The organism is Ruegeria sp. BHSA191, assembly GCF_059613325.1.
The window spans coordinates 113,159-125,746 of sequence record NZ_JBXWSH010000003.1; the positions used below are offsets into that span (position 1 = coordinate 113,159).

Here is a 12,588-nt window from a genome sequence, read left to right on the forward strand (position 1 = left end):
CTATCCTCCTTTATGAAATGCGGATGCGTGGGTTGAGGTAGACATAGCCGATATCCGAGATCAGCTGCGTCACCAGAACCACGAAGACCGACACGACCGAGATCGCCAGCAGCAGCTGGATGTCGTTGTTGCCCGCGGCCTGCACCAGCGCCCAGCCAAAGCCCTTGTAGTTGAACAGGGTCTCGACGATCACGACGCCGTTCAGCAACCACGGGAACTGCAGCATGATGACCGTGAAGGGCGCGATCAGCGCGTTGCGCAGCGCGTGTTTCAGGACGATGTTGGAAAAGGATACACCCTTGAGCCGCGCGGTGCGGATGTACTGCGCCGTCATCACCTCGGTCATCGAGGCGCGGGTCATCCGCGCGATATACCCCATTCCGTACAGGGCGATGGTCAGCACCGGCAGAAAGAAATTCTCGAATGTCGGGTTGTCCATGGCCTGCGTGGCCGTGCCCTTGAACCATTTCAGACCCACGGTGGACGAGGTGAAGATGGCGATGAAGATCACGCCCGAAACATATTCCGGCGTGGCCGTGGTGATGATCGAGAAGGTGGACAGCGACCGGTCCAGCGCTGACCCTTCGCGCATGCCGGCCAGAACGCCCACCAGCAGCGCGGTTGGCACCATCAGCAGCAGCACCCAGAACATCAGGTACCCGGTGTTGCCCAGGCGTTTGGCGACAATCGTCCCCACCTCTTCCTTGAACACGGTCGAATACCCCCAGTCGCCCTGAAGAACGCCGCAATAGCGGGGGGTCGTGTCCGGGGTCGATCCGGGGCGGGCGCAGGTGCCCACGAATTGCCCGTCATCCAAAGTGTTCGTGAATCCCGGGATCACCCCAAGCCACTGGCCGTACTTGACCAGCGTGGGTTGCATATAGCCACGATTTTCCAGCCATGAGACGACCTGTTCGTCCGACATGCGCTGGTTACCCTGGGTCTTGGCCAGTTTTTCCAGGTTCGGATAGAGGTTCGTGAGGAAGAAGACCACGAAGGTCAGGCACAGCGCCGTCAGCAGCATCACGCCCAATCGTCGGAGGATGAAGAGTCCCATGTTGGCCCCTGTTGTTCGGGTTTTCCGCAGATCAGTGGACCATTGCCTGGCCTCGGACGTTCCGACCCCGTGTCGGTGTGTCTGCGGCTGGAAAGGGGCGCCCGCATTCGGGCGCCCCAGCAGGGTTCAGGTCGGGCTCAGGCCGCCCAACCCCATTTGTAGTGATGGTGTTCGAACGACACATGCATGTCGGTACCCACCAGACCTTCCTTCATGTGGCGATACAGCGACCGCCAGTAGGGTTGGATGGTAACGCCTTCCTCCTGGATCATCGCTTCGCCCTTGGCCACGATTTCGCGGCGCTTGTCGGCATCGGCAATGGCCAGGGCCTCGGTCAGCAGGGCGTCGAACTCGGGGTTCGCCCAGCCGAATTCGTTCCAGGCCTCTCCGCTGCGATAGGCCAGCGCCCAGATCTGCACGCCAAGCGGACGGTGGTTCCAGTTGGTCGAGCTGAACGGGTATTTCGCCCAGTCGTTCCAGAAGGTGTTGCCGGGCAGAACAGTCCGCTTGACCTTGATGCCGGCGTCGCGCAGCTGGGCTGCGACCGCATCGGTGGTGTTGCGGCGCCAGTCGTCGTCGATCGAGATCAACTCGTGCTCGAAATCGGCCATGCCGGCCTCTTCCATCAGCTTGCGCGCGCCTTCCGGGTCAACTTTTTGCGGCGGCAGTTCGTAGTAATCCGGGTGGATCGGACCAACGTGGTGGTTTTCCGCGGGCGAGCCGCGACCACCGTAGCCAAGCTCGAGGCAGACCGAGTTGTCCACGGCCATCTGCAACGCCTGACGCACACGTTTGTCGGCATAGACCTTCTTGCCGTCCACTTCCGCAAGCTGGTTCGGGCGGATCACGATGGTGTTCATCGTGACAACCTCGGATTTGACATAGCCGAGGCCGTCCATCACATCGATGAATTCACCGACCGATTCGTACAGCATGTCGACTTCGTCGGATTCCAGCGCCGCCAGCCAGGCCGACGGATCGGTGCCGTAGTCGATATACTCGATACGGTCCAGCGCTGGGCGGCCGAACACGTCCTCGCCCCACCAAGTGTGGTTTTCGTTGCGCACCAGCACGGCCTTTACGCCGACTTCGAGGCTCTCGATCAGGTAGGGGCCGGTGCCCACGTTGTTGGTCAGGTCCGTCTCGCTGAACGAGCTGTGGATGATTGCGGCCGGGTAGTCCGCCATGCCCGGGATCAGCGAGATGTCCGAATTCGGCAAGTTCAGCTTGACGGTGTGCGAATCCACCACCTCGATCGCACCTTCGATCGCCTGACCGGTATCTGCGTCGATCAGCGTGGCGAAACGGCCGGCCATCGAGTTGGTTTCCGAGCTCTTGTCACACCAGCGCGCGATGTTGCGGGCGACGTCGTCGGCAGTGAAATCGTCACCGTTGTTCCACTTGACGCCCTTGCGGACCTTCAGCGTGTACTCGGTGGCGTCGTCGTTGACTTCCCAGCCCTCCAGCAACATGCCGCGGAAAGTGCCGTCCGAGTTGTACTCGACCAGGTATTCCAACGTGCCGCGGGTGACATTCGCGATCTGCGACCAGTCATAGGTGCGCGGATCCTTGAGGGCGCGCACCTCCATCTGAACGCGCAGCGTGCCGCCCATCTGCTTGGCGTCCTCACCGGCCGCCTTGGCCGGGGCGGACAGCCCGATCATGCCGTAGGCTGCAGCAGCAGTGACGCCGAGGCTGGTCGTGCGCGTCAGAAACTCGCGGCGGCTCAGCTTGCCTTCCTGGTATTCCCGGGCGTGCATGTCCGCCGCCCAGTGTACCGGTGCGCCGGTCAATGTCTTGATTTCCATGAAAGTCTCCCTGTGAGATTTGTTTTTTCGTTTCTGGAAACCGTCGCATTCGTACTGAGCCGTTTGCGGCGTTTCCGTGAATTTTTCTGAGCGCAGATCATCCCCATGCGAACATTCGGCACCAGAATCCGATCAAGGTCAATGTTCGAAATCGTCATCAGATGTTCAAAAACGACATTTCAGAGCAAAGACACCGGTTGCCCCGCCACACTCTGCCGGGCAAGTCCAAGAGTGACACCCAAAATCACCCGGGTGATTCTGTTTAGTGCGGGCCAAAGGGTGATAATTCGGCTTAAGGCAATGAAAAGAAATGAAAATAGACTGGTGATAGGGGCCGGCGCCGGGTTGTCTCAGTCGCTCAGGTCGACTTTATGCCAGTCCTTCATGCGCGACCGGCACCAGGTCCGCTGACGTTTAGCGTATTGCCGTGTCGCAATCGTCGCTTTCTCGCGGGCCTGGTCCAGTGTGAGGTCGCCCGTCACGTAGGCCATCAGTTCGGGAACACCGATTGCTTTGCAGGATGGAAGCGACGGGTCGTACCGGTCCCGCATCGCCGCCACCTCGTCTAGGGCGCCGGTGGCCAGCATCTGGTCGAACCGCCGGTTGATCCGATCCAGCAGCCAGGCTTTATCGACATCGACCACGATCGGTACGGCCTGATTCAGCCGAAGCACCGGCGGCGGCGTTTCGGCCTGCCAATCGGCCAGGCTGCGACCGGTGGCGCGTTCGACTTCCCAAGCCCTTTGCACGCGCGCGCGATTGTGGGTGTCGAGGCGTGCGCGCGTGCGCGGGTCCACCTCGGCCAGCAAGTCGGGCAGGGGCATCGCGTCAGCCTGCGTGCGGATCGCGGCAGGGGTCGGCGGAATTTCGGCCATGCCTTCGGTCAGCGTCTTGAAGTACAGCCCCGTTCCGCCGACGATGATCGGACGCAGGTCGCCCGACAACAACGGGGTAACCTCGCGCAGCCATTGCCCGGCCGAATAGGTTTCATCGTAGGGCACATGCCCATAAAGGGCGTGCGGCGCCCGGGCTTCCTCTTCGGCCGACGGGCGGGCCGAGATGACCCGCCAGCAGTCATAGACCTGGCTGGCATCGGCATTGACGATGACCCCTCCGAACCTTTCGGCCACGGCCAGCGCCAGCGCCGATTTCCCCGACGCCGTGGGGCCCGCGATCAGAACCGGTTTACCCTCGGGAACGGGGGGGAGCCGGTCCGCGATCGCGGTCGTTGCGTTTCCTGTCCTGTCCGATTGCGCCATTGTCCGACCATCCGCATTGAACCCGCGGGGGTTTTGCTTCATTTTGCGCCGGAAAACAAACCCGTGCCACCCCGGAGCGCAACATGACCCTTTCTCCCGCCACCACAACCGAAGAAACCCCAAAGACAACCTACAATCGCGTGATGCTGAAGATCTCGGGCGAGGCGTTGATGGGCGACCAGGGCTTTGGCCTGCATCCGCCCACCGTGCAGCGGATCGCGCAAGAGGTGAAGTCGGTTCATGACCTGGGCGTCGAGATCTGCATGGTTATCGGCGGCGGCAACATCTTTCGCGGCCTGTCGGGCTCGGCCCAGGGGATGGAACGGACGACGGCCGATTACATGGGCATGCTGGCCACTGTGATGAACGCGCTGGCGATGCAGTCCGCGCTCGAGGGGCTGGGTGTGTTCACGCGGGTGATCTCGGCCATTCGGATGGACGAGGTGTGCGAACCCTACATCCGACGCCGCGCGGTGCGGCACCTGGAAAAGAAACGGGTCTGCATCTTTGCCGCCGGCACCGGCAACCCGTATTTCACCACCGATACCGCAGCGACGCTGCGCGCCAACGAAATGGCCTGCGAGGCGATCTTCATGGGCAAGAACGGCGTCGACGGCGTCTATGACAAGGACCCCAAGGCGCATCCCGACGCGGTGCGCTATGACTCGGTCACCTATGACGACGTGCTGGCCAAGCGGTTGAAGGTCATGGATGCTTCGGCCATCGCTCTGGCGCGCGACAACAATCTGCCGCTGATCGTATTCGGGTTGGACGAGCCCGGCGGGTTCCGCGGAATTCTGGCAGGCGAGGGGACCTATACCAAGGTTCAAGGCTAGCCAAAGGTCCGACCGAACAGCCCACATTAGTTTGCCTGGCGCCCGACTCGGTTCGGACGTTAGGTAACCCAACGCCTTCCGGTCCGCTGAAAATGCTCGGTGTGACCGGTATGCGTGTCGCTTTTGCCCGCCGGAAAGTCTCTGGCGGCTGACCGAAAAAGCGATCTTTCCCTGATCAAAAGCGCATTACAGTGAGAGGAGAGAGAATGTCCGACAATTCAGATGCCGACTACGAGGTCGGCCAGGACAATATCCAGGTCATGGGGCTGGATATTCACAATCCGGTTTTTGCCGTGTCTGGCCTGACCATCATCGCCTTCGTCTTCTTTTCGTTGGTTTTCCGCGAGCAGGCTGCCGATTTCTTCGGCTGGTTGCGCCCCGCGCTGACCAACCGGTTCGACTGGGTGTTCATGGTTGCGGCCAACATCTTCGTGGTGTTTTCGCTGCTGCTGATCGTTACGCCCTATGGGTCGATCCGACTGGGTGGCCAGGACGCACGGCCCGATTACAGCTATGCCGGCTGGTTTTCGATGCTGTTCGCCGCAGGCATGGGCATCGGGCTGGTGTTCTGGGGCGTGGCCGAGCCGATCTCGCATTACGGGTCGTCGCTGGGCGGTATGGCCGTGGGAGAGGACGGCGCGCGCACCGACTGGGCGCCGCTGGGCGCCGCGTTGAACGACCCTGAGGCATCGCGTGAACTGGCTATGGCCGCCACGATCTTTCACTGGGGGATGCACCCCTGGGCCGTATATGCGATCGTCGCGCTGGCGCTGGCCTTCTTTAGCTTCAACCGCGGGCTGCCCCTGACAATGCGGTCGGTCTTCTACCCGCTGTTCGGCGAGGCGACCTGGGGTCCGCTGGGCCATGTCATCGACGTTCTGGCGGTGTTTGCCACGATTTTCGGGCTAGCGACGTCGCTGGGGTTGGGGGCGACGCAGGCGCTGGCGGGGCTGAACTATCTTTTCGGCGTTCCGGTGAGCGACGGGATGAAGGTGTTTCTGATCGTCTTGATCACCGCCTTTGCGCTGGTTTCCGTCGTCGCGGGTCTGGACAAGGGGGTCAAGCGCCTGTCCGAGGCCAACATGATCCTGGCCGCCCTTCTGCTGTTGCTGGTTTTGGTCGTGGGTCCCACGATGGTCATCCTGACGGGATTCTTCGACAGCATGATTGCCTATGTCGAAGCGCTGCCGGCGCTGTCGAACTGGATCGGGCGTGAGGACACCAATTTCATGCAAGGCTGGACGGCTTTCTATTGGGCCTGGTGGATCTCGTGGTCGCCCTTCGTGGGCATGTTCATCGCACGCATCTCGCGCGGGCGCACCATCCGCGAATTCGTGACCTGCGTGATCCTGATCCCGACCCTTGTCGGTGCGCTGTGGATGAGCGTGTTCGGCGGCGCGGCACTGGATCAGGTGATGTCGGGCAGCGGTCAGGCCCTGACGGATGCGGCGCTGGAGCTGAAGATGTTCAAGATGTTCGAAGCCTTCCCGATGGCCGGCCTTCTGTCTTTCGTCGGTATCGTTCTGGTGGTCGTGTTCTTCGTGACCAGTTCGGATTCCGGCTCGCTGGTGATCGACACGATCACCGCCGGCGGCAAGACCGACGCTCCGACCGCGCAGCGCGTGTTCTGGTGCGTTCTGGAAGGCGCCATCGCAATCGTTCTGCTGCTGGGCGGCGGATTGGGCGCCCTGCAGGCCGCGGCCATCGCAACCGGGTTCCCCTTTGCGATCGTGCTGGTTCTGATGTGCGTGTCGATCTTCATCGGACTGGTGAACGAACGCCGCCGCAAGTGACGCGGTTCATGGTCTGAGCTGATAGGGTCTCGGGCGATCCGGGGCCCTTTTTTAGTGTCGGTCGCGTGTGGCCGCCACGGGGACACACACCTTGACCCGTGTGACTGGCCAAGGCTAACTGTCGCCGTTCGGTGTGCGCATTCGAACTGCCGCGGCCGCCCGTGGCTGGCTGGAAGACCTGCCATGTTGTCGGAGATGTCCGGTGTCATGCGCGGGCAGACCTCTGGAACCATCGTGCATGACAAGGGAAGGACAGTGTGATGGGCACTCTGGATATCGATTTCGTGCGGGCGCAGTTTCCGGCCTTTGCCGAGCCGAGCCTGCAGGGACAGGCTTTTTTCGAGAATGCGGGCGGGTCCTATACCTGCAAGCCGGTGCTGGACCGGCTGACGCGGTTCTACACCCAGCGCAAGGTGCAGCCCTATGCCCCGTATGAGGCCAGCCGTCTGGCGGGCGAGGAGATGGACGAGGCGCGTATGCGCATGGCGGCCCTGTTGGGCGTTGACACTGACGAGCTCAGCTTTGGTCCTTCGACCACGCAAAACACTTATGTGCTGGCGCAGGCGTTTCGGCAATGGATGAAGCCGGGCGAGGCAATCGTGGTCACCAACCAGGATCACGAGGCCAATTCCGGCCCCTGGCGGCGTCTGGCCGAGGACGGGATCGAGATCCGTGAATGGCAGATCGACCCCGAGACCGGCGCGCTGAACCCGGCCGATCTGGAAAACCTGCTGGACGACAAGGTGCGGCTGGTCTGTTTTCCGCATTGCTCGAACGTGGTGGCCGAGATCAACCCGGTGACCGAGATCACCGCCATCGCCCACGCCGCCGGGGCCTTCGTGTGTGTCGACGGCGTTTCCTATGCCCCGCACGGGTTCCCCAACGTGGGCGAGTTGGGGCCGGATATCTATCTGTTCTCGGCCTACAAGACCTATGGACCGCACCAGGGTTGCATGGTGATCCGGCGCGCGCTGGGCGAGCTGCTGCCCAACCAGGCCCACTACTTCAATGGTGACGTTTTGTACAAGCGGTTCACCCCGGCTGGGCCGGATCATGCGCAGGTGGCCGCCAGCGCAGGCATGGCGGATTATGTCGATCTGCTGTGCGACCATCATGGTGGCCCGGCTTCGGGCGCGGGCGAACGCGGCCAGTTCGTGCATGACCTGATGCGTGCGCATGAAATTGCGCTATTGCAACCGGTGCTGGATGCGGTCAAGGACCGAAACGCGGTGCGCCTGATCGGCCCGGACAAGGCGGAACAGCGCGCGCCGACCGTGGCGCTGGCGCTGAACCGCAACGCCGAGGAGGTCGCCGCCGAACTGGCGCAACACGGCATCATGGCGGGCGGCGGAGATTTCTACGCGGTGCGGCCTCTGACCGCGCTGGGGGTCGATCTGGGGCAGGGCGTTCTGCGCGTCAGCTTCACCCACTACACCTCGCGCGACGAGATTGACCAATTGCTTCAAGCGTTTGATCGCGTTTTGTGATCCGCTACGCTCGTTGCAGCGTAGACAAGGAAAAACAGGGCGAGCATGGACAGCAAACAGTCACCTATTCTCATCTGGTTCCGGCAGGATCTGCGCCTGTCGGACCATCCGGCGCTAAGCGCCGCGGTACGGTCTGGGCGGCCGATCATACCGGTGTTCATTCGCGATTCACTGGTGGCGGGCCTAGGGGCGGCGCCCAAATGGCGGCTGGGTCAGGGGCTGGCGGCCTTGGCGCGAAACCTTGAACACAAGGGCAGCAAGCTTGTCCTGCGCAGCGGGGCCCCACTGGACGCGCTGAAGGCTCTCATTGGCGAGACGGGCGCGCGCGAGGTCTATTGGTCTCGGGCCTATGACCCGGACGCGATCGCGCGGGACACGGGTATCAAATCGGCGCTGACGGAATTGGGCCTGACCGCAAAATCCTTTCCGGGGCACCTTCTGTTCGAGCCGTGGACAGTGGCCACCAAGACCGGGAAGCCCTTTCGGGTATTCACACCGATGTGGCGCGGGGTGGCGCAGCGGGACGTCCCCTCGCCGGATCCGGCCCCCGAGCGGCTGGCTGCGCCGTCAGACTGGCCCGCGTCCGAACAGCTGGACGATTGGGGCCTCGGGCACGCCATGCGGCGGGGCGCCGGGATCGTCGGGCAGCATGTACAGGCCGGAGAGACAGCCGCCGAGGCGCGGCTTGACGCCTTCATGGAGCGGCTGGACGCTTATCCGGCGCAGCGCGACGCTTTGGCGGATGACGGAACATCGCACCTGTCCGAATACCTTGCGCTGGGCGAAATCGGCCCCCGAACGGTCTGGCACAGGGTGAAGGGCGCGGCCCTGATCGGCTCGACCGGCGCTGACGCCTTTCTGCGGCAACTGGTCTGGCGCGAGTTCGCCTATCACCTGATGTACCACACGCCGCATCTGCTGACGCGGAACTGGAGACCGGAATGGGACGGCTTTCCCTGGAACGAGGACATCGAGACGCCCGAGGTTCGGGCCTGGATGACTGCGCGCACGGGCATACCGATCGTCGATGCCGGGCTGCGCGAGATGTATGTGACAGGGCGGATGCACAACCGGGCGCGGATGATTGTGGCAAGTTATCTGACCAAGCACCTGATGACGCATTGGAAAATCGGGATGGACTGGTTTGCCGACTGCCTGGTCGATTGGGATGCCGCCTCGAACGCGATGGGCTGGCAATGGGTGGCGGGTTCAGGGCCGGACGCCGCGCCCTTCTTCCGTATTTTCAACCCGCAGTCCCAGGCCGAGAAGTTCGACCCAAAAGGCGCCTATGTGCGGCGTTGGGTGGCCGAGGGTCAGAGCGCCCCGCCGGAGACCGCCCTGTCATATTTCGAAGCCATTCCCCGGTCGTGGAACCTGAGTCCCAACGACGCCTATCCGCGGCCGGTCGTCGATCTGAAGGTCGGCCGCGAACGCGCGTTGGCCGCGTATGAAGGCCAAAAAAACCAGTAAGGAACTGAAAACTTGCCAGAAACGCTTTCGCGACCTAGCCTGACCCGAATACCGCAAAGGGGAGCGCGGATGATCTTGACCACCACCGAGGGGCAGAAAAACCTGCCCAGATATTTTGCCCAAGTCTTCAAGATGCTCGGAAAGATGGAGTCCGGCCGGCTGGATATCAGCTTGCCCGACGGGCGCGTGTTTCGCAGCGAAGGCGCCAAACCCGGACCGGTTGCGCGAGTGGACATTCATGACCCCGACGTGTTCGCGCGCCTGATCCGAGAAGGCGAGCTTGGCTTTTCCGACGCCTACTTGGAAGGCGGGTGGAGCACGCCCGATCTGCGCTCCTTCATGGATCTGGTGCATTTGGGCACCGAGACGGTCTACGACGATTTCACCGGTAAGTTTCTGGTGCAGGCCTATGAGAAGCTGCGGTTCTGGCTGCAGCGCAATCACCGGAAACAGGCCCGCAAGAATATTTCGTACCATTATGATCTGGGCAATGATTTCTATGCCGCTTGGCTGGACGAAACGATGACCTATTCCAGCGCCCTGTTCGAGACCGGGCAGGAAAGCCTAGAAAAGGCGCAGATCGCGAAATATGCCAGCATGGTCGATGAGATGGGTGTAAAGCCAGGGGACCATGTGCTTGAGATCGGATGCGGCTGGGGCGGGTTCGCTGAATACGCCGCAAAGCAGCGCGGCCTGCGCGTGACGGGGTTAACGATCAGTCAGGAGCAGTTAAAGTACGCACGTCAACGGATTGAAAAAGCGGGGTTGTCAGACCGGGTCGAGCTCAAGCTGCAGGACTATCGCGACGAACGTGGGCAATACGACGGCATTGCCTCGATCGAGATGTTCGAGGCCGTCGGGCAGAAATATTGGCCCGTCTATTTTGAAACCGTGCGCGAGCGGCTGAAGCCGGGAGCTCAGGCGACCTTGCAGATCATCACTGTCGCCGACCGGCGCTGGGAGGTTTACAAGAACGGTGTGGATTTCATCCAGAAATATATCTTTCCGGGCGGCATGCTGCCGTCGCCGACGGTTCTGCGCGCGCAGATCGCTCAGGCGGGCCTGCAGGTTGTGCGATCGAAGGAATTCGGGCCGAGCTATGACCTGACGCTGCGCCGTTGGTACGACACGTTCAACGAAAAATGGGACCAGATCGCGGCCATGGGCTTTGATGAGCGTTTCCGCCGCATGTGGAATTATTATTTGACGGCCTGCGGCGCGGCCTTTGACACCGGCAATTGCGATGTGACACAGATCACCATAGCAAAACCGAACTAAAGCACGGAAAAGACACATGCCCACCGCCTCACGCCTGGTTGCCGCGATCTGCCTTGTGGTCGTGGCCTTTCTGGTATCCGGAATGATCATGGACAACGGAGAGGAGGGCAAGGATTATGGCTATTTCACCTATGTCAACGTCATACTCGGGTTTCTGTGCGGCTGGGTGATCATGGGCAAGCGCGCCGGTCACGGGTGGACGGCCGCGATCAACAACGGGCTGACCGGGGTGGTTTCGCTGGTTTTCTGGGGGCTTTTCGTGCAAGGCACCTACGAGATGTTTCGTCTGGCGATGCGCCACCGGTATGACGGCCCGTTCGAAGCGCTGCTTGCGATTTTCCAGCTGGGTGTCGAGTTCGGGCAAGAGCTGATCTATCCGGAAATCATTGCAACCCTGGCCTTCGGGGCCATCCTGTCGGGGCTGTTCACCGAAGAAGCGTCGCGTCGGTGGAACTGAGCTCTGGTTGAAGGTCCTGACAACATGACAGATCTGTTTTTCTACGGCACGCTGCGCCACTTGCCGCTGCTCGAACGTGTGCTGGGCCGGTCCGGGGATGCGCTGGCGGTTCGGCCGGCCCGCCTGAGCGACCACGCCGTGCGTTGCGCAGAAGGGCAGCCCTTTCCGATGATCGTGCCCGAAGCTGGACAAGCGTCCGAGGGGCTGCTTGTGCAAGGTCTGCAGGCGTTGGACTTGGACCGGCTGGCCTTCTACGAGGGCGGGTTTGAGTTCGATCTGCGCGATTGCAAGGTGCAGTGCGACGATGGCACGCTGGTGCCGGCCCAGGTGTTCTTTCCTGACGCCGGCCGGTGGACACCGGGTGCGCCATGGTCGCTGGACCAGTGGATTGCCCGATGGGGACCCATGACCCTGCTGGCCGCTGACGAGGTCATGAGCTGGTACGGCCGGATCGATGCCGTCGACATCGCCGAAAGCTTTCCGGCCATCCGAACCCGGGCCTGGGCCCGGCTTGCGGCCCGAAAACGCCGTACCGGAGATCCGCGCGACATTCGCAAGGACGTGATCGTTCACCGGCACCACCGGGCCTACGTCAACTATTTCGGTGTCGACGAGATCGACCTTCAGCATCGCCGCCATGACGGCACGATGGGGCCGGTTCTGAACCGCAGCGCCTTGATGCAGGGCGGTGCCGTGGTCGTCCTGCCATATGATCCGGTCCGCGACTGCGTTCTGCTGGTCGAACAGTTCCGCCCGCCCGTCTATCTGATCGACGACCCCGAGCCATGGGTCTGGGAACCGGTGGCCGGCATGATCGACCCCGGTGAGACGCCTGAACAGACGGCGCTGCGGGAAACGGTGGAGGAGGCGGGGGTGTCGCCGTATCGGCTGGAATACGCCGGCGGGGCCTATTCCTCGACCGGGTCGTCGACCGAATTCGTCCATCTGTATGTCGGCCTGTGCGATCTGACCGATCCGGCGGCCAATGGCGGTGTGACGGCCGAGGGCGAGGACATCCGCAGCCGGATCCTGCCATATGACGCGTTCATCGGCCAGGTCGACCGCCACGGCTTCAAGGACATGCCGTTGTTGGTGGTGGCGCATTGGCTGGCGCGCCATCGGGATCGGTTGCGCGACTGAGTA

At 62.2% G+C, this 12,588-nt stretch carries 10 protein-coding genes; 7 read left to right on the forward strand and 3 right to left on the reverse strand.

The window, feature by feature from the left end; translation table 11 throughout:
* Positions 1–10 precede the first annotated feature (10 nt).
* The 3 genes from AC2FNS_RS04255 to miaA all read right to left on the reverse strand — a co-directional run bounded on the left by AC2FNS_RS04255 (position 11) and on the right by miaA (position 4,124).
* A complete protein-coding gene (locus AC2FNS_RS04255) occupies positions 11–1,057 on the reverse strand; it encodes an ABC transporter permease (protein WP_496680852.1) in 1,047 nt (348 codons plus the stop codon).
* Positions 1,058–1,194: 137 nt separating this feature from the next.
* Positions 1,195–2,865 (reverse strand): ABC transporter substrate-binding protein, encoded by a 1,671-nt coding sequence (locus AC2FNS_RS04260; protein ID WP_496680849.1) that lies wholly within the window; start codon positions 2,863–2,865, stop codon positions 1,195–1,197.
* 350 nt (positions 2,866–3,215) lie between these two features.
* The gene (gene miaA, locus AC2FNS_RS04265; protein WP_496712329.1) at positions 3,216–4,124 is read right to left on the reverse strand and encodes a tRNA (adenosine(37)-N6)-dimethylallyltransferase MiaA; all 909 of its coding nucleotides are present in this window, start codon (positions 4,122–4,124) and stop codon (positions 3,216–3,218) included.
* 83 nt (positions 4,125–4,207) lie between these two features.
* On the opposite strand from miaA, the gene pyrH reads away from it, so the two are divergent.
* From pyrH to AC2FNS_RS04300, 7 genes are all read left to right on the forward strand, one after another.
* Positions 4,208–4,960 (forward strand): UMP kinase, encoded by a 753-nt coding sequence (gene pyrH / locus AC2FNS_RS04270; RefSeq protein ID WP_496712328.1) that lies wholly within the window; start codon positions 4,208–4,210, stop codon positions 4,958–4,960.
* 206 nt (positions 4,961–5,166) lie between these two features.
* The gene (locus AC2FNS_RS04275; RefSeq protein WP_496712326.1) at positions 5,167–6,753 is read left to right on the forward strand and encodes a BCCT family transporter; all 1,587 of its coding nucleotides are present in this window, start codon (positions 5,167–5,169) and stop codon (positions 6,751–6,753) included.
* 260 nt (positions 6,754–7,013) lie between these two features.
* A complete protein-coding gene (locus tag AC2FNS_RS04280) occupies positions 7,014–8,240 on the forward strand; it encodes an aminotransferase class V-fold PLP-dependent enzyme (RefSeq protein WP_496712324.1) in 1,227 nt (408 codons plus the stop codon).
* 45 nt (positions 8,241–8,285) lie between these two features.
* Positions 8,286–9,710: a cryptochrome/photolyase family protein gene (locus AC2FNS_RS04285; protein WP_496797426.1), complete on the forward strand. Its 1,425-nt coding sequence runs from the start codon at positions 8,286–8,288 to the stop codon at positions 9,708–9,710.
* 69 nt (positions 9,711–9,779) lie between these two features.
* Positions 9,780–10,988 (forward strand): class I SAM-dependent methyltransferase, encoded by a 1,209-nt coding sequence (locus tag AC2FNS_RS04290; protein ID WP_496712321.1) that lies wholly within the window; start codon positions 9,780–9,782, stop codon positions 10,986–10,988.
* 70 nt (positions 10,989–11,058) lie between these two features.
* Positions 11,059–11,445, forward strand: coding sequence for a TrgA family protein (locus AC2FNS_RS04295; RefSeq protein WP_496680919.1), 387 nt, complete (start codon positions 11,059–11,061; stop codon positions 11,443–11,445).
* A gap of 24 nt (positions 11,446–11,469) precedes the next feature.
* Complete coding sequence (locus tag AC2FNS_RS04300; RefSeq protein WP_496712319.1) at positions 11,470–12,585, forward strand: NUDIX domain-containing protein; 1,116 nt, start codon at positions 11,470–11,472, stop codon at positions 12,583–12,585.
* The last annotated feature ends 3 nt before the right edge of the window (positions 12,586–12,588 follow it).

Excerpts from the sequence above, each read along its gene's own strand:
- AC2FNS_RS04275 (WP_496712326.1), top strand. The coding sequence starts at position 5,167 with ATGTCCGACAATTCAGATGCCGACTACGAGGTCGGCCAGGACAATATC.
- miaA (WP_496712329.1), bottom strand. The coding sequence starts at position 4,124 with ATGGCGCAATCGGACAGGACAGGAAACGCAACGACCGCGATCGCGGAC.
- AC2FNS_RS04300 (WP_496712319.1), top strand. The coding sequence starts at position 11,470 with ATGACAGATCTGTTTTTCTACGGCACGCTGCGCCACTTGCCGCTGCTC.
- AC2FNS_RS04260 (WP_496680849.1), bottom strand. The coding sequence starts at position 2,865 with ATGGAAATCAAGACATTGACCGGCGCACCGGTACACTGGGCGGCGGAC.
- pyrH (WP_496712328.1), top strand. The coding sequence starts at position 4,208 with ATGACCCTTTCTCCCGCCACCACAACCGAAGAAACCCCAAAGACAACC.
- AC2FNS_RS04280 (WP_496712324.1), top strand. The coding sequence starts at position 7,014 with ATGGGCACTCTGGATATCGATTTCGTGCGGGCGCAGTTTCCGGCCTTT.
- AC2FNS_RS04255 (WP_496680852.1), bottom strand. The coding sequence starts at position 1,057 with ATGGGACTCTTCATCCTCCGACGATTGGGCGTGATGCTGCTGACGGCG.
- AC2FNS_RS04290 (WP_496712321.1), top strand. The coding sequence starts at position 9,780 with ATGATCTTGACCACCACCGAGGGGCAGAAAAACCTGCCCAGATATTTT.
- AC2FNS_RS04285 (WP_496797426.1), top strand. The coding sequence starts at position 8,286 with ATGGACAGCAAACAGTCACCTATTCTCATCTGGTTCCGGCAGGATCTG.